The 17,304-nt window shown below is 71.8% G+C and carries 14 protein-coding genes and 1 pseudogene; 12 read left to right on the forward strand and 3 right to left on the reverse strand.

Annotated features, from left to right (window positions below; translation table 11 throughout):
- Nucleotides 1–86: 86 nt before the first annotated feature.
- Together JD77_RS21940 and JD77_RS21945 are read left to right on the forward strand one after the other, a co-directional pair.
- Nucleotides 87–599: an HIT family protein gene (locus JD77_RS21940; RefSeq protein ID WP_211372838.1), complete on the forward strand. Its 513-nt coding sequence runs from the start codon at nt 87–89 to the stop codon at nt 597–599.
- 291 nt (nt 600–890) lie between these two features.
- A complete protein-coding gene (locus JD77_RS21945; protein WP_145775974.1) occupies nt 891–1,916 on the forward strand; it encodes an aldo/keto reductase in 1,026 nt (341 codons plus the stop codon).
- Between the two features lie 138 nt (nt 1,917–2,054).
- Here JD77_RS21945 and JD77_RS21950 read toward each other — a convergent pair whose 3' ends face one another.
- Complete coding sequence (locus tag JD77_RS21950) at nt 2,055–4,214, reverse strand: elongation factor G-like protein EF-G2 (RefSeq protein ID WP_145775975.1); 2,160 nt, start codon at nt 4,212–4,214, stop codon at nt 2,055–2,057.
- Nucleotides 4,215–4,462: 248 nt separating this feature from the next.
- On the opposite strand from JD77_RS21950, the gene pgsA reads away from it, so the two are divergent.
- The 8 genes from pgsA to JD77_RS21990 all read left to right on the forward strand — a co-directional run bounded on the left by pgsA (nt 4,463) and on the right by JD77_RS21990 (nt 11,424).
- Entirely contained in the window at nt 4,463–5,095 is a 633-nt protein-coding gene (gene pgsA / locus JD77_RS21955) for a phosphatidylinositol phosphate synthase (RefSeq protein WP_145775976.1), read from the forward strand.
- Nucleotides 5,092–6,042, forward strand: a complete 951-nt coding sequence (locus JD77_RS21960) for a phosphatidylinositol mannoside acyltransferase (RefSeq protein ID WP_145775977.1) — start codon at nt 5,092–5,094, stop codon at nt 6,040–6,042. The genes pgsA and JD77_RS21960 overlap by 4 nt, the downstream gene beginning before the upstream one ends.
- A gap of 69 nt (nt 6,043–6,111) precedes the next feature.
- Nucleotides 6,112–7,281, forward strand: coding sequence for a glycosyltransferase family 4 protein (locus JD77_RS21965; RefSeq protein ID WP_145775978.1), 1,170 nt, complete (start codon nt 6,112–6,114; stop codon nt 7,279–7,281).
- Nucleotides 7,282–7,424: 143 nt separating this feature from the next.
- Nucleotides 7,425–7,925, forward strand: coding sequence for a hypothetical protein (locus JD77_RS21970; protein WP_145775979.1), 501 nt, complete (start codon nt 7,425–7,427; stop codon nt 7,923–7,925).
- A 133-nt stretch (nt 7,926–8,058) separates the two neighbouring features.
- Nucleotides 8,059–8,976 carry a pyridoxal 5'-phosphate synthase lyase subunit PdxS gene (gene pdxS / locus JD77_RS21975; protein WP_145775980.1) on the forward strand — a complete coding sequence of 306 codons (918 nt, stop codon included), beginning with the start codon at nt 8,059–8,061 and terminating at the stop codon, nt 8,974–8,976.
- 70 nt (nt 8,977–9,046) lie between these two features.
- Nucleotides 9,047–9,649, forward strand: coding sequence for a pyridoxal 5'-phosphate synthase glutaminase subunit PdxT (pdxT, locus tag JD77_RS21980; protein ID WP_145775981.1), 603 nt, complete (start codon nt 9,047–9,049; stop codon nt 9,647–9,649).
- Between the two features lie 231 nt (nt 9,650–9,880).
- A complete protein-coding gene (locus JD77_RS21985; protein ID WP_145775982.1) occupies nt 9,881–10,630 on the forward strand; it encodes a YebC/PmpR family DNA-binding transcriptional regulator in 750 nt (249 codons plus the stop codon).
- A gap of 20 nt (nt 10,631–10,650) precedes the next feature.
- Entirely contained in the window at nt 10,651–11,424 is a 774-nt protein-coding gene (locus JD77_RS21990) for a recombinase family protein (RefSeq protein ID WP_145775983.1), read from the forward strand.
- On the opposite strand, the gene JD77_RS21995 is transcribed toward JD77_RS21990, so the two are convergent.
- Nucleotides 11,405–12,319, reverse strand: a complete 915-nt coding sequence (locus JD77_RS21995) for an IS982 family transposase (protein WP_145775322.1) — start codon at nt 12,317–12,319, stop codon at nt 11,405–11,407. The genes JD77_RS21990 and JD77_RS21995 overlap by 20 nt on opposite strands.
- A 155-nt stretch (nt 12,320–12,474) precedes the next feature.
- On the opposite strand from JD77_RS21995, the pseudogene JD77_RS35580 reads away from it, so the two are divergent.
- Nucleotides 12,475–12,639, forward strand: a pseudogene (locus JD77_RS35580) (recombinase family protein); the annotation flags it as partial.
- A 36-nt stretch (nt 12,640–12,675) separates the two neighbouring features.
- Here JD77_RS35580 and JD77_RS32295 read toward each other — a convergent pair.
- Entirely contained in the window at nt 12,676–13,086 is a 411-nt protein-coding gene (locus JD77_RS32295) for a carbohydrate binding domain-containing protein (protein WP_170286509.1), read from the reverse strand.
- 313 nt (nt 13,087–13,399) lie between these two features.
- Between JD77_RS32295 and dnaE the strand changes: the two genes are divergently transcribed.
- Complete coding sequence (gene dnaE, locus JD77_RS22010; RefSeq protein WP_145775985.1) at nt 13,400–16,933, forward strand: DNA polymerase III subunit alpha; 3,534 nt, start codon at nt 13,400–13,402, stop codon at nt 16,931–16,933.
- Nucleotides 16,934–17,304: the final 371 nt, after the last annotated feature.

Here is a 17,304-nt window from a genome sequence, read left to right on the forward strand (position 1 = left end):
GCGACAGTCGGCGGTCGCCGGCCGGCGGGACGGTCCGTAGGATCGCGTCTGTGACTGGGGCGGAGCGGCACACGGACAGCGGCGGGATGGCCGACGGCCTGGAGCGGCTCTGGACGCCGCACCGGATGACGTACATCTCCGGCGAGGACCGCCCCGCCGAGGGCTACGAGAAGCCGACCGGCTGCCCGTTCTGCCGGGCGCCGCAGCTGCCGCCCGGGGAGAGCCTGCTCGTGGCGCGCGGGCGGCACGTCTTCGCGGTGCTCAACCTCTACCCGTACAACCCGGGCCACCTGCTGGTCTGCCCGTACCGGCACGTCGCCGACTACACCGACCTGGACGAGCCGGAGACCGCCGAGCTGGCCGCGTTCACCCAGACCGCGATGCGAATGGTGCGCAAGGTCAGCAACGCGCACGGGTTCAACCTCGGGATGAACCAGGGCGGCGTGGCCGGCGCCGGGATCGCCGCGCACCTGCACCAGCACGTCGTGCCCCGCTGGGGCGGGGACGCCAACTTCATGCCGGTCATCGGCCGCACGAAGGTCCTCCCGCAGCTCCTGACGGACACCCGCGACCTCTTCACCCGCGCCTGGCCCACCTGACCCCCGGTCTCGCGCGATCTTGCACTTTCGGCCCCCGGAACGGGCGTGATTGCGGCTTTTGTCGGGGCGGAAAGTGCAAGATCGGCGGGGTCAGCGCGCGAGCACCGCCGCCAGCAGGGCCGGCCAGCGCCGCGAAGAGCCCCGTTGGCGGCGGGCGTCGCAGGTAGGTCGCGCCGAAGAAGGGGGTGTCCTCGCCGTCGGTGTCCACCCCGAGCCGCCGCTTGGCGCCGATCATGCCGCAACGGCCGAGTTCCCTGCCCTTCGCCCAGGTCGGGATGGCACGATCTGGCCGTGGCAGTGACGACACGGACCCTGGGCCGCAGCGGCATCGAGGTGGGTGCCCTCGGCATGGGGTGCTGGGCGATCGGCGGTCCCTGGGCCGACGGCGTCCGGCCGCTGGGCTGGGGAGCGGTCGACGACGACGAGTCGGTCCGGGCGATCCGCCGGGCGCTCGACCTCGGCGTGAACCTGTTCGACACCGCCGACACATACGGGGCGGGGCACGGCGAGCGGATCCTCGGCCGGGCCCTGGCCGGCCGGCGCGACGAGGCCGTGGTCGCCACCAAGTGGGGCTTCACCTTCGACGAGGCCACCCGGCAGGCCACCGGGCAGGACGCGTCCCCGGAGTACCTGCGCCGGGCGGTGCGGGACTCGCTGCGCCGGCTGGGCACCGACCGGATCGACCTGTACCAGCTGCACCTGGGCGACCTGCCGGTGCCGCGGGCCGAGGCGCTGATCGGCGCCTGCGAGGAGTTGGTCGCCGACGGGCTGGTGCGGGCGTACGGCTGGAGCACCGACCGGGCCGACCGGGCGGCCCGCCTCGGGCACAGCGCCCCGCACGCCACCGCCGTGCAGCACACCCTGTCGGTGCTGCGCGACGCTCCCGAACTGCTCGCCGTCTGCGACAAGTACGACCTGGCCAGCGTCAACCGCAGCCCGCTCGGGATGGGCCTGCTCACCGGGAAGTACGTCGCGGGCGCCACGCTGCCCCGGGACGACGTACGCGGCCTCGCGCCGAGCTGGCTGGAGTGGTTCCGTGGCGGCCGACCCGCCCCGGAGTGGCTGCGCCGGGTCCAGGCCGTCCGGGCGGCGCTGACCGCCGACGGGCGCACGCCCGCCCAGGGCGCGCTGGGCTGGATCTGGGCGCGCAGCGAGCGCACCGTCCCGATCCCCGGCTGCCGCACCGTGGCGCAGGTCGAGGAGAACGCCGCCGCCCTGGCGCGCGGTCCGCTGCCGCCCGACCAGTTCGCCGAGGTCGAGCGCCAACTGGCCGCGCTGCGCTCCGCCGCCCTCCGCGCCGCCACCCAGCACCCCTGACCGTCCCACCGATCATGGACTCGCGGCGTCCCGCAAGACGGGCAAAACGTGGCACCACGGCCACCGCAAGCCGCCTCACCGCCATCGACGGCCAAGCCAACGTCGCCTGAACCGCCCATGATCGCCTGACCTGCAGGCTCAGGAGGCGCCGCTGTGCTCCTTGCGCACCTGCTCGGCCAGGTGGGCGGGCATCGGCTCGTAGCGGGCGAAGGCGCGGCGGAACGTGCCGGTGCCCGAGGTCATCGAGCGCAGCTCGACGGCGTACCGGAGCAGTTCGGTGGCGGGCACCTCGGCGCGGACCAGGGTGCGGCCGTCCGCGTCCGGGTCGGGCTCGGTGCCGAGCACCCGGCCGCGCCGGCCGGACAGGTCGCCCATGACCGCGCCGACGGCGGAGTCGGGCACCCGGACGACCACCTCGTCCACCGGCTCCAGCAGGGCCGGCTGGCCCCGCTCGGCGGCGTCGCGCAACGCCAGCGCCCCGGCCGTCTGGAACGCCGCGTCGGAGGAGTCCACGCTGTGCGCCTTGCCGTCGGACAGGGTGACCCGCAGGTCCACCACCGGGTGGCCGGCGACGAGGCCGCGCTCCATCTGGGCCCGCACGCCCTTCTCCACCGACGGGATGTAGTTGTGCGGCACCGCGCCGCCCACCACCCGGTCGACGAACTCGAAGCCGCCGCCCCGGGGCAGCGGCTCCACCTCGATGTCGCAGATCGCGTACTGGCCGTGGCCCCCGGACTGCTTGACGTGCCGGCCGTGCCCCTTCGCGGGCGCGGTGAGGGTCTCCCGGCACGCCACCCGCACCGGCTCGGTGTCCAGCTCGACACCGCCGCCGCGCAGCCGGTCGAGCACCACGTCCGCGTGCGCCTCGCCCATCGTCCACAGCACCAGCTGGTGGGTCTCCGGGTTGCGCTCCAGCCGCAGCGTCGGGTCGCCCGCCACCAGCCGGGCCAGGTTGCGGGCCAGGGCGTCCTCGTCGGCCCGGCTGCGCGCGACGATCGCCACCGGCAGCAGCGGCTCCGGCATGTCCCACGGCGCCACCAGCAACGGGTCGTCCTTGGCGGAGATCGTGTCGCCGGTCTCCGCGCTGCCCGACTTGGTGATCGCGCAGATGTCGCCGGCCACGCACAGGGGCACCTCGCGCAGGGCCGCCCCGAGCGGGCTGTAGAGGTGCCCGACCCGCTCGTCGGCGTCGTGGTCGGGGTGCCCGCGCTCGGTCATGCCGTGCCCGGCGACGTGGACGGTGTGCTCCGGGCGCAGCGTGCCGGAGAAGACCCGGACCAGCGAGACCCGCCCGACGTGCCGGTCGACCGTCGTCTTGACCACCTCGGCGACGAGCGGGCCGTCCGGGTCGCAGGTCAGCGGCGGCCGGGGCGAGCCGTCCAGCCCGGTCACGGCGGGCAGCTCGTGCTCCGGCGGCGACGGGAACGCGGCGACCAGCCCGTCCAGCAGCGCGTCCAGGCCCACGCCGGTGTCGACGGAGACGGGGACGACCGGGTAGAAGTGCCCCCGGGCGACCGCCTTCTCCAGGTCGGCGATCAGCACCTCGGTGTCGATCTCCTCGCCGGCGAGGTAGCGGTCCATGAGGGACTCGTCCTCGCTCTCGGCGATGATCCCCTCGATCAGCTCGTCGCGGGCCTCGGCGATGGCCGGCAGGTGCTCCGGGTCCGGCTCGCGGACCTGCGCCGGCAGGCCGGCGGTGTAGTCGAAGACCCGGCGGGTGACCAGGCCGAGCAGGCCGGCCACGGACTCGCCCTCGTCGTCCAGCATGGGCAGGTACAGCGGCAGCACGTTGTCACCGAAGACGCGCTGGCACAGCGCCACGGTCTCGTCGAAGTCGGCGCGCGGGTGGTCCAGCCGGGTCACCGCGACCGCCCGGGGCATCTCCACCGCGGCGCACTCCTCCCAGAGGGCGACGGTGGCGGCGTCCATCCCGCCGGCGGCAGAGACCACGAAGAGCGCGGCGTCGGCGGCCCGCAGACCGGCGCGCAGTTCGCCGACGAAGTCGGCGTAGCCCGGGGTGTCCAACAGGTTGATCTTCACGTCCCGGTGCAGCAGCGGGGCGCAGGCCAGGCTCACCGACCGCTGCTGGCGGACGGCCGCCGGGTCGTGGTCGCAGACCGTGGTGCCGTCGGTGACCGTGCCGGCCCGGCCGATGGTGCCGCTGGCCGCGAGCAGCGCCTCCACCAGGGTCGTCTTGCCCGCACCGGAGTGCCCGACGAGCACCACGTTGCGAACCCTGCCGGGCTCGGTCACCACCGGCGCGCCGCCGGTGACACCCTTCTCACTCTTCTGCGCCATGGGGCGCACCTCCCTCAGCCGGTGTTTGGTGGCGACCGCCGCGCGCGACGGGGGAGCGGCCCGGGCGGGTTCCGCGGCGATATCCTCCGGTGATCTGGTGGACAGCGGGTACGGGACGGGCGGACAGGTGAGCTGCCTCACCCCCATGCTCGATCTCACACCGGTTGCCGGCGCCGCACAAGACTTCGGGGCGGCGCGACGCCCGGGGCGTGCCGCCGCCGGGGTCGGCCGTTATCGTGGGGACCGCCATGGCGAAGATCTTCCAAGTGTCGGCCCGCGCGGGGATGACCCGCGTCGTCGAGCCGATCGCGCGCGGCCTGCTTCGCGCGGGCGTGTCTCCCAACGCGGTCACCGTGGCGGGCACCCTCGGGGTGCTCGTCGGCGCGCTCGGCCTCGGTGCCCGCGGGCACCTGGTCGCCGGCGCCCTCTTCGTGACGGTCTTCGCGCTCACCGACCTGCTCGACGGGACGATGGCCCGGATGAGCGGCGGGTCCACCCGGTTCGGCGCGTTCCTCGACTCGAGCATGGACCGGGTCGCCGACAGCGCCGTCTTCGGCGCGGTCGCGTACTGGCTGGCCACCCAGGGCGACCACGCCGGCGTCGCCGCCGCGCTGCTCTGCCTGGCCGCCGGGGGCCTGGTCTCCTACGTCAAGGCCCGCGCCGAGGGGCTCGGGATGACCTGCAACGTGGGCATCGCCGAGCGCACCGAGCGGCTGCTCATCGTCGGCGTCGGCGGGCTGCTCACCGGCCTCGGCGTCCCGTACGCCCTCCAGATCGCGCTCTGGCTGCTGGCCGCCGTCTCGGTCTTCACCGTGGGCCAGCGGATACGGCACGTGTACCGGCAGGCGCGCGAGGTCACCCCGAGCGGGCAGCCGGGGTGAACCTCACCGAGCTCGGCTACGTCGCCGGCTGGCGCCTGGTCCGCGCGCTGCCCCGGCCCGTGGCCGCCGCGGCCTTCCGCGTGGGCGCCGACCGCGCCCACCGCTCCGGCGGGGCGGGTACGGCCCGGCTGCGCGCCAACCTGCGCCGGGTGGTCGGCCCCGGGCTGCCCGAGGCCGAGCTGGACGACCTGCTCCGGCGGGGCCTGCGCTCGTACGCCCGGTACTGGATGGAGGCGTTCCGGCTGCCGGCGCTGAGTCGGGAGCAGATCCTCACCGGGTTCCGGCTCGACCCGGCGGGGGTCGAGTCGCTCGGCGCCGACGTCGCCGCCGGCCGGGGAGCCGTCGTGGCGCTGCCGCACGCCGGCAACTGGGACGCCGCCGGCGCCTGGGTGGCGGCCACCGGCTGGCCGATCACCACCGTCGCCGAGCGGCTCAAGCCGGAGGGCGTCTACCAGCGCTTCCTGGCCTTCCGCCGGAGCCTGGGCATGGAGATCCTGCCCACCTCCGGTGGTGCACGGCCCGCGTTCGACGTGCTGGTGGACCGGCTGCGGGCCGGCACGGTGGTGCCGCTGCTGGCCGACCGGGACCTCTCCGCCCGGGGCGTGGAGGTCGACTTCTTCGGCGCGCGCACCCGGATGCCCCCCGGCCCGGCCCTGCTCGCCCTGCACACCGGCGCCCCGCTCTACGTCGCCCACATGTGGTACGAGCCGGACGCCGCGTGCGGCGCGCTCGAAGGGCCGCTGGTCCTGCCCGGCGCGGCCGACGCGCCGCTGGACCAGCGGGTCCGGGCGCTGACCCAGCGGCTCGCGGACACCCTGGCGGCCGGCATCGCCCGACATCCGGAGGACTGGCACATGTTGCAGCGGATGTGGCTGGATCAGCGCGGCGCGGGCGACGTGGGGGCCGCGCCCGTTCCCGCGCCACCGGCCGCAGACGGAACGGTCTGAGGCGGGGAGGCGTGGTGGGCGCGAGGAGTGCGGCGCGGTGGCGCCCCGCGGACGAGGGCCGGTTCTGACGTGCGGATCGGCATCGTGTGCCCGTACTCGTTCGACGTGCCCGGCGGGGTCCAGAACCACGTCACGGACCTGGCCGAGGCGCTGATCGGGCTCGGGCACGAGGTGAGCGTGCTCGCCCCCGCCGACGAGGACGCCCCGCTGCCGCCGTACGTGGTGCCCGCGGGCCGGGCCGTGCCGCTGCCGTACAACGGGTCGGTGGCGCGCATCGCGTTCGGCCCGGTCTCCACCGCCCGGGTGCGCCGCTGGCTCACCCGGGGCGACTTCGACGTGCTGCACGTGCACGAGCCGCTGACGCTGAGCCTGTCGATGCTCGCCGTGCTCTCCGCCCGGGGCCCGGTGGTGGCGACCTTCCACACGGCGATCACCCGGTCCCGGATGCTCGCCGCCGCGCAGGGCGCGCTCCAGATCGTGCTGGAGCGCATCACCGCCCGGATCGCCGTCAGCGCGCTGGCCCGCAAGGTGCAGGTCGAGCACCTGGACGGCGGCGCGGTGGAGATCCCCAACGGCGTGACGGTCGCCAAGTTCACCGGGGCGGCGCCGTTGCCCGGCTGGCCGGGGGAGTGCGGGCCCGGCGAGGGCGGCTCGGTCGGCTTCCTCGGCCGGTTCACCGAGCCCCGCAAGGGCTTCCCCGTCCTGCGGGACGCCTTCGTCGACCTGGCCCGCCGCCGTCCCGGGCTGCGGCTGCTGGTGGCCGGGCCGGGCGACCCGGACGACCTGTTCGACCAGTTCCCGGCCGATCTGCGCGACCGGGTCACGTTCCTCGGCCTGGTGCCGGAGGAGGACAAGGCGCGCATGCTGCGCAGCGTGCACCTGTACGTCGCCCCGAACACCGGCGGCGAGTCCTTCGGCATGATCCTCACCGAGGCGCTGGCCGCCGGCACCACGGTCGTGGCCAGCGACCTGGACGCGTTCCGCCGGGTGCTCGACGGCGGCCGGGCCGGGCGGCTGTTCGCCACGGGCGACGCGGCGGCCCTGCGCGAGGCCCTGGCCGAGTTGTTGGACGACCCGGGGCGGCGGGCCGAGTTGACCGCCTGCGGCGACCAGGTGGTGGCGCAGTTCGACTGGCCGGTGGTCGCCCGCCGGGTGCTGGAGGTGTACGCGGCGGCGATCGAGGCGACCGACGGGCGGGTCATCGACCAGGAGTGGGCGGAGCTGGGCCGGCCGGAGTGACCGCCGGGACCGATGTGACCGCCGTGGCCGGTGTGCCGGAGTGAGCCGGTGACCGCCGTGGCGGGGGAGGCCGGCGTGGGCCGCGCCCCGGGGCCGTTGCGCGGAGCCGCCGCGCCGGTCGGGTGAGAGGGGACAGCACTACGATGCCGGGCATGTGGTGGGTGGGGGGCACGACCCTGGTCGTCGGGCTGGTCGTGGCGTACCTGGTCTGGACGGCCGGCCGGGTCGAGCGGCTGCGCGTCCGGGTGGAGTCCGCGGCCCGGGCCCTCGACGCGCACCTGCTGCGCCGGGCGGCGGCCGCCGCGGTGCTGGCCGAGCGGCGCTACGGCGTGGAGCTGTACGCGGCGGCCCGCATCGCCCTGGACGCCGAGCCGGAGGAGCGGGAGGCGGCCGAGAACGACCTCACCCGGCAGCTGCGCGCCGTGCCGCTGGACCCGGCGGAGGCGGACTGCGCCGCGGTGATCGCCGCGAGCCGCCGCCTGGCGCTGGCCCGCCAGGTGCACACCGACCTGGTCCGGGACGCCCGCGCGGCTCGCGGCCGGCGCCTGGTGCGCCTGTTGCGGATGGGACGCCGGCACCCGTGGCCGCGCTACTTCGACATCGACGATCCCACCCTGGAACTGCCCGCGGACGTCCCGGCCTGAGCCAGGCCGCCGGGGGGGGGTGAGGACGGCCACAGAACAGGCCACCGTGGGTCTGATTGGCTGTCGGCGACGCGTTGACCCCGTCGTAACATTCGAACGAGCCAGCCCCGAGCACGCCGAGGAGCGATTAACCGTGCCCGAAACCACCCCCCAGAACGCCAGTGCCACCCCCGTCGTCGGCACCGCCCGCGTCAAGCGCGGCATGGCCGAGATGCTCAAGGGTGGCGTGATCATGGACGTGGTCACCCCCGAGCAGGCCAAGATCGCCGAGGACGCCGGCGCCGTCGCCGTGATGGCGCTGGAGCGGGTGCCCGCCGACATCCGCGCCCAGGGCGGCGTCTCCCGGATGAGCGACCCGGACATGATCGACGGCATCATCAACGCCGTCTCCATCCCGGTGATGGCCAAGGCCCGGATCGGCCACTTCGTCGAGGCGCAGATCCTCCAGTCGCTCGGCGTCGACTACATCGACGAGTCCGAGGTGCTGACCCCCGCCGACTACGCCAACCACATCGACAAGTGGGCGTTCACCGTCCCCTTCGTCTGCGGGGCGACCAACCTGGGCGAGGCGCTGCGCCGGATCACCGAGGGCGCGGCGATGATCCGCTCCAAGGGCGAGGCCGGCACCGGCGACGTCTCCAACGCGACCACGCACATGCGGAAGATCCGCCAGGAGATCCGGCGCCTGCAGTCGCTGCCCGAGGACGAGCTGTTCGTCGCGGCCAAGGAGCTCCAGGCGCCGTACGAGCTGGTCAAGGAGATCGCCGAGACCGGCAAGCTCCCCGTGGTGCTGTTCACCGCCGGCGGCATCGCCACCCCGGCCGACGCCGCGATGATGATGCAGCTGGGCGCCGAGGGTGTCTTCGTCGGCTCCGGCATCTTCAAGTCCGGCAACCCGGCCCAGCGGGCCGCCGCGATCGTCAAGGCCACCACCTTCCACGACGACCCGGACGTGCTGGCCAAGGTCTCCCGGGGCCTCGGCGAGGCGATGGTCGGCATCAACGTCGACGAGATCCCGCAGCCGCACCGCCTGGCCGAGCGCGGCTGGTGACGTGGCGGAGGGCCCCGGCCGACGTCGGGGCCCCTCCCGGAAACAGACAGAGCTTCGAGAGGTGACAAACGTGACGGCACCCGCCATCGGCGTGCTCGCGCTCCAGGGTGACGTCCGCGAGCACGTCGCGGCCCTGACCGGCGCCGGCGCCGACGCCCGCCCGGTCCGCCGGCCCGAGGAGCTGGACGCGGTCGACGGGCTGGTCATCCCCGGTGGCGAGTCCACCACGATCAGCAAGCTGGCCGACATCTTCGAGATGCGCGAGCCGATCGACAAGCGGATCGCCGCCGGGATGCCGGTCTACGGCTCCTGCGCCGGCATGATCATGCTGGCCACCGAGGTGCTCGACGGCCGTCCCGACCAGCGCGGCTTCGCCGGCATCGAGATGACCGTCCGGCGCAACGCGTTCGGCCGGCAGGTCGACTCCTTCGAGGCCCCGGTGGCGATAGCCGGAGTCGAGGGCGAGCCGTTCCACGCGGTCTTCATCCGGGCGCCGTGGGTCGAGCGGGTCGGCGCCGGGGTGGAGGTCCTCGGCGAGGTGACCGACGGCCCGGCCGCCGGGCGGATCGTCGCGGTCCGGCAGGGCAACCTCCTGGCCACCTCCTTCCACCCGGAGCTGACCGCCGACCTGCGGCTGCACCGGTACTTCGTGGACCTGGTCCGCGCCGCCTGAGCGGCGGCGCGGCCCCTCCGTACCAGGGAGACGCGCCGCGTGCGGGACGTGCCGGGTGACGGGTGTGACGCCGACCCGCGTCGCCTCGGTAGGATTGCCGCGGTTCGGCAGGGCCCAGCGCCCGCCGCGGCCTTCCACGGAACGACCGACCGGCCCATCGCGTTCGCCGGTGGAGAGGTGGATCTGGCGCGGGCAGTCGACGCAGGCGTGATCAACAGACGGAGGTAGGAGATGTCCGGCCACTCTAAGTGGGCGACCACCAAGCACAAGAAGGCCGTGATCGACGCCAAGCGCGGCAAGATGTTCGCCAAGCTGATCAAGAACGTCGAGGTCGCGGCCCGCACCGGCGGCGGCGACCCGGCCGGCAACCCGACGCTCTACGACGCCATCCAGAAGGCGAAGAAGAACTCGGTCCCCAACGACAACATCGACCGGGCGGTCAAGCGCGGCTCCGGCCTGGAGGCCGGCGGCGCCGACTACCAGACGATCATGTACGAGGGGTACGGCCCGAACGGCGTGGCGCTGCTCATCGAGTGCCTGACCGACAACCGCAACCGCGCCGCCACCGAGGTGCGCACCGCGCTGACCCGCAACGGCGGCTCGTTCGCCGACGCCGGCTCGGTGTCGTACATGTTCTCCCGCAAGGGCGTCGTGATCGTGCCCAAGGGCGGCACGACCGAGGACGACGTGATGCTGGCCGTCCTCGACGCCGGGGCCGAGGAGGTCAACGATCTCGGCGAGGCGTACGAGGTGGTCTCCGAGCCGGGCGACCTCGTCGCCGTCCGCACCGCCCTGCAGGACGCCGGCATCGAGTACGAGTCCGCCGAGTCCTCCCTCATTCCCAGCGTGAACGTGCCGCTGGACGAGGACGGCGCACGCAAGATCTTCAAGCTGATCGACGTCCTGGAGGACTGCGACGACGTGCAGAACGTCTACGCGAACTTCGACGTCAGCGACGAGATCCTTGCACAAACGACCTGATCCTGTCTGGTCTGCGCAGCATGTCTGCTGCCGAGCTGCTGCGCGGGCTGCGCGGGCTGCGCGGGCTGCGCGGGCTGCGCGGGCTGCGCGGGCTGCGCGGGCTGCGCGGGCTGCGCGGGCTGCGCGCAAGCCTGTACGTCCGGCTGTCCAAGGCGTCCGATGATCGCAACCTGTCCAAGCAGGGCATGATTGACGATCTTCGGGCGCTTTGTGCTGCTCGTGGGTTCACCGAGGTGGCACTTCACGTCGATGACGGGAAGTCAGGCAGCATCCGTGACCGGCCAGAGTTCCTGGCATGGCTCGCTGACGCCGTTGAGGGTCGCGCTGACGTCCTGGTGGCGTGGCACGTAGACCGGCTGTCCCGTGAGGGCTTGAGCGTCGCAGCGACGATCCTGGACGTGATTGAGGGCAAGGACCCTGACACGGGTCGGAAGGTCCGCCGAGAGGTCCGGCTCATCGGCTACGACGATCGGCTCGACTCCGCAGACGGTGAAGGCTTCCGCCTGAACTTCTTGATCAAGGCTGAACAGGCTCGTAGCGAGCTGGATCGGATGAAGTCGCGTAGCCAGGCGCGAGTCAAGCGGATGCGGCGGGAGAAGCGTTCAACCGGCGGGCTGACTCCGTACGGGTATCAGCGCGCGCTGCGTGGTCCGCTGGAGCTTGAGCACGATCCGGTGAGTGCGTCGATCCTGCGGGAAGCGGTCCGCCGGGTGATCGCTGGTGACAGCATCGCCAGCATCGCTAGACGACTGATAACCGGAGTTTGCTGCGCGTTCAGTGGTCGTAGGCGATGAGGCTGCGGGTGACGGGCTGGCCGGTCTTGTGGTTGTGCCAGATGGCGGCGGTCAGGGCGAGCAGGCGTTGAGCAACGCGGGTCGCGATGCCTTCGAAGGTACGGCCGCCGTGTAGTTCCAGGTCGAGTTGGCCCTTGAGAGTGTCGTTGACCGACTCGATCAGTTGGCGGACGGCCTTCAGGAGGCCCTGGCCGGGGCGTTGCTTCTCCTTCTTGCGGTTGGGTCGTAGCAGGGTGACACCGCGGTCGGCCAGGTCCTGCTCGAAGCGTTTCGCGGCGAAGCCCTTGTCGGTGATCAGTAGCAGTCCGGGCCGGCCGGCGAGCAGGGCGGGCTCGCGGTCGAGCATGTACTCCACGACCTCGCGTTCGCCGATCTTCGCATCAGCCAGGGCCCACATGATGGGCAGGCCGGTCGGGGTGCAGATCAGGTACAGGCGCAGTCCCCAGAAGAACCGTGAGTGTGACGCGCAGTAGCCGTAGGTGGCCCAGCCGGCGGCGTCCGAGCGTTGCACGGTGGGCCTCGACCGGCCGCACTCGACCGGGGTGGAGTCCAGGATCCAGTGGTTGTCGAACCAGAAATCGGTGTCGAAGGCCAACGCTCGGATGAAGTGCTGGATCAGCGGCAGGGCGGCCCGCAGTCGCTTGTTGTAGCCGGGCTGGGACAGCTGGACCGGGAACAACGCGCGTAGGTTCTTCGCCAGGTAGCGGACCCACCGGCGTTCGGAGCGGATGTTCAGCAGCGACTGCATGACCGCCATGGTGATCAGTTCGGCGTCCGACAGCACTGGGGTGAACCCGGTCACCGGGCGGGCCGGACGTAGATCAGGGCGGGCTTTCAACTCGTCATCGATCTTCACGTACAGTGCGGTAGCGAGGGTCTCCAGATCGACGTGCACATGGCCTCCATGGTCATAGTTGCGTAGCAACGTCGATCATGGAGGCCCTCGTCCGTTCACCGCACCTGTGTCCCATCCACACAGGCCACCGTGGTTATCACTCGTCTAGAGACCTGAACGTCCGAGGTGTGCCGTCGCCTAGGGACCATGCCGCCATGCGGGACACGGGAAAGCCGCGCGTGGACAAGGAAACGGGCGAGCCTCTACCGGCGCAGCTTTGGACGGACACCACTCTTCGGCGCATGCTCACGAATCCTGTCCTTCTCGGCTACCTCACCGATAACCGAAAGATTGTCCGTGACAACGAGGGTAAGCCGGTGCTCCGTGGTGAGGCGCTGATCTCCAAAGAGGACTGGTCAGCGCTTCAGGACACGATCGATGGCAGCAAGAAGCCCAAATGCCGGAGCGCTCCCGATGCCCTGCTTTCCGGTGAGGTTGACTGTTCCCTCTGCGGTTCCTCTCTGCACTTCCATTGGATGGTGAAGAAGCACCGAAAGCAAGAATATAGCGAACCGGAGCCGGTACCGCTGGCCGGCGGTCACCCCGAACTCGAAGTGCCCGACGAGGTCGTCGTACGTGCGGACGGCGCGGCCGGCCGTCTGGATGCGCAGCTGGCCCGACTGCACGGTGGTGCGCGTCTCGGCCAGCCGCGTCCACCAGGGCTCGGTGCTGCCGTTGTCGAAGGTGCCGTTGATGATCAGGTTTCCGGTGGGGGTCGGGGCGGCCGTCGCCGGCCGGGCCAGGGCCGGCATGGCGACGGTGAGCACGGCTGCCAGCGCGGCGCCGGACGCGCGGCGCAGCAGCCGCCAGCGTCCGCCGCGCCGGACCCGCAGAGGTGGTGTCCTGGAGGGCCTTTCCGGTGGAGGTGGCGGCGTCGGTCCGCCGCCGGGACCGGCACACCGTAGGGACGTACGCACTGTCCGCAGCCGCGGAACGGGCGTGCGGAACGGTCCCGAACGCGGGCGTCCGCGGCGAGGCGCACCACACCTCGGCGCGCCGGTGGAGCCGCCCCGGTGACCTCGGTAGGGTGGTGCCCGGCCGGTTCCGGCCGACCATGATTTCGACCCGGGGGGGCTCTGCATGGGCGAATCGTTCGCGCATCTGCACGTGCACACCGAGTACTCGATGCTCGACGGGGCCGCCCGGCTCAAGGACCTCTTCGCCGAGGCCAGCCGGCTCGGCATGCCGGCGGTGGCGATGACCGACCACGGCAACATGCACGGCGCGAACGACTTCTACAAGCAGGCCATGGCCGCCGGGATTACCCCGATCCTGGGCGTCGAGGCGTACGTGGCGCCGGAGTCGCGCTTCCACAAGCAGCGGGTGAAGTGGGGCCGGCCGGAGCAGAAGAGCGACGACGTCTCCGGCAACGGTGCGATCACCCACATGACGATGTGGGCGCGGGACAGGAACGGCCTGCACAACCTGTTCAAGCTCAACTCGCGCGCCTCCATGGAGGGCCACTACGTGAAGTGGCCCCGGATGGACATGGAGTTGATCGCCGAGCACGCCGAGGGCATCATGGCCACCACCGGCTGCCCCTCCGGCGCGGTGCAGACCCGGCTGCGGCTCGGCCAGTTCGACGAGGCGCTCAAGGTCGCCTCGGCGTACCAGGACATCTTCGGCAAGGACAACTACTTCCTGGAGCTGATGGACCACGGCCTCGACATCGAGCGCCGGGTCCGCGACGGGCTCACCGAGATCGGCCGCAAGCTGGGCATCCCGCCGGTGGTCACCAACGACTCCCACTACACCCACGAGGCGCAGGCCGAGGCGCACGACGTGCTGCTGTGCGTGCAGACCGGCAGCAACATCGCCGACCCCAACCGGTTCCGCTTCGAGGGCGGCGGCTATTTCATCAAGTCCGCCGAGCAGATGCGGGCGGTCGACACCTCGGAGCTGTGGCTGGAGGGCTGCCGGAACACGCTGCTGGTGGCCGAGAAGGTCGACCCGGCGGGGATGTTCACGTTCCACAACCTGATGCCGCGGTTCCCGATCCCGGAGGGGGAGTCGGAGGAGTCGTGGTTCCGTAAGGAGACGTTCGCCGGGCTGGCCCGCCGGTTCCCGAACGGCATCCCGGAGGGCCACGTCGTCCAGGCCGAGTACGAGCTGGGCGTCATCGTGCAGATGGGGTTCCCGTCGTACTTCCTCGTGGTCGCGGACTTCATCCAGTGGGCGAAGAGTCAGGGCATCGCGGTGGGTCCGGGCCGTGGCTCGGCCGCCGGCTCCCTCGTGGCGTACGCCCTCGGCATTACCGACCTCGATCCGATCCCGCACGGGTTGATCTTCGAGCGGTTCCTCAACCCGGAGCGCGTCTCGATGCCGGATGTCGACATCGACTTCGACGAGCGTCGGCGCGGTGAGGTGATCAAGTACGTCACCGACAAGTGGGGCGAGGACAAGGTCGCGCAGATCGCCACGTTCGGCACGATCAAGGCGAAGGCCGCGATCAAGGACTCGGCGCGGGTGCTGGGCTACCCGTACGCGGTCGGTGACCGGATCACCAAGGCGATGCCGCCGGCGGTGATGGGCAAGGACATCCCGCTGTCGGGGATCTTCGACGCGAAGCACCCGCGTTACGCGGAGGCGGGTGAGATCCGGGGCCTGTACGAGTCGGACCCGGACGTGCGCAAGGTGATCGACACCGCGAAGGGCATCGAGGGGCTGATCCGGCAGACGGGTGTGCACGCCGCCGGGGTGATCATGTCGGCCGAGCCGATCATCGAGCACATTCCGCTGATGCGCCGGGACTCCGACGGGGTGATCATCACCCAGTTCGACTACCCGACGTGCGAGTCGCTCGGGCTGTTGAAGATGGACTTCCTCGGCCTGCGGAACCTGACGATCATCGACGACGCGGTCAAGAACATCCAGCTCAACCACGGCAAGGAACTGGATCTCCTCGGCCTGGAGCTGGACGACAGGGCGGCCTACGAGCTGCTGGCCCGCGGTGACACCCTCGGGGTGTTCCAGCTCGACGGCGGGCCGATGCGGTCGCTGCTGCGGCTGATGAAGCCGGACAACTTCGAGGACATCTCCGCCGTCCTCGCCCTGTACCGGCCGGGTCCGATGGGTGTGGACTCGCACACCAACTACGCGCTGCGCAAGAACAACCTCCAGGAGATCACCCCGATCCACCCGGAGCTGGAGGAGCCGCTGCGGGAGATCCTCGCCCCGACGTACGGGTTGATCGTCTACCAGGAGCAGGTGCAGCGCGCCGCGCAGATCCTCGCCGGTTACAGCCTTGGCCAGGCCGACCTGCTGCGCCGGGCGATGGGTAAGAAGAAGAAGGAGATCCTCGACAAGGAGTTCGTGCCGTTCCGGGACGGCTGCCGCGAGCGCGGCTACTCCGACGAGGCGATCCAGGCCGTGTGGGACGTCCTGGTGCCGTTCGCCGGGTACGCGTTCAACAAGGCGCACTCCGCCGCGTACGGCCTGGTGTCCTATTGGACGGCGTACCTGAAGGCGCACTACCCGGCCGAGTACATGGCGGCGCTGCTGACCTCCGTCGGCGACGACAAGGACAAGATGGCGCTCTATTTGTCGGAGTGCCGGCGGATGGGCATCCAGGTCCTGCCGCCGGACGTGAACACCTCCGCCGGGCCGTTCACCCCGGTCGGCGCCGACATTCGCTTCGGCCTGGCGGCGATCCGCAACGTCGGCGCGAACGTGGTCAGCTCGATCATGCGCTGCCGGGAGGAGAAGGGCGCCTACGCCGACTTCTACGACTTCCTGTCGAAGGTGGACGCGGTGGTCTGCAACAAGAAGACCATCGAATCGTTGATCAAGGCCGGCGCGTTCGATGTCATGGGCCACCCCCGCAAGGGGCTGCTCGCCGTGCACGCCGACGCCATCGACGCGTACGCCGACGTCAAGCGCAAGGAGGCCGTCGGCCAGTACGACCTGTTCGGCGCCGGCTTCGGCGACACCGAGGCGACCACCACCACGACGGTCATGCCCGCCATCGGCGACAGCGAGTGGGACAAGCGCGACAAGCTGGCCTTCGAACGCGAGATGCTCGGCCTGTACGTCTCCGACCACCCCCTGTTCGGCCTGGAACACGTCCTCGGCGCGGCGGCCGACTGCACCATCGCCGCCCTCTCCGAGGAGGGCACCGTCCCCGACGGGGCGGTGGTCACCCTCGCCGGCATCCTCTCCGGCGTCCAGCGGCGGGTCACCAAGCAGGGCCGCGCCTGGGCCTCGGCCACCCTGGAGGATCTCGCCGGCGGCGTCGAGACCCTGTTCTTCCCCAACACCTACGAGGTGATCGGCCAGTACATCGCCGAGGACGCCATCGTCGTGGTCAAGGGACGGGTGGACCGCCGCGACGACACCCCGCGCATCATGGCGATGGACATGCAGATGCCCGACATCACCAGCAACCCGGCCAGCAAACCCGTCAGCCTCACCATCCCGGCCAACCGGTTCACGCCACCCCTGGCCGACCGGCTCAAGGAAACCCTGGTGCTGCACCCCGGCGACACCGAGGTACACGTCAAGCTGCGCATCGGCGGCAAGATCGAGACGTGGCGGATGGGGCTGTTCCGGGTCGCGCCCACCACCGCCCTGATGGGCGACCTGAAGAGCGTCCTCGGCCCGGCCAACGTCAGCTGACGGGCCGTCCCGGCCAGGGCCGCCCCCGGTGGGCGGGTCACGCCGTGCGGTACTCCACCTCCGGGCGCCCGGGGGTGCCGTAGCGGGGGGCGCGGACCGCCCGCTCGACGGTCACCAGGTACTCCAGGTAGCGGCGGGCGGTGACCCGGGAGATGCCGTGAGCCTGCCCACCTCCGTGGCGGACCGGCCGGTGTCGCGGGACAGCGACCGCAGCACCACACCCAGGGTCTGCTGGTCACCACCTGGGCCCCCCGAGCCAGATCCAACCTGACCCGCGAACTAACCCACCTCACCTACCCCCCACCCCCACCCCCACCCCCGCCCCACCCCCACCCCCACCCCCACCCCTTACCCCCGCGATCTTGCACTTT

This window comes from Micromonospora olivasterospora (genome assembly GCF_007830265.1).
Taxonomy (GTDB): Bacteria; Actinomycetota; Actinomycetes; order Mycobacteriales; family Micromonosporaceae; genus Micromonospora; species Micromonospora olivasterospora.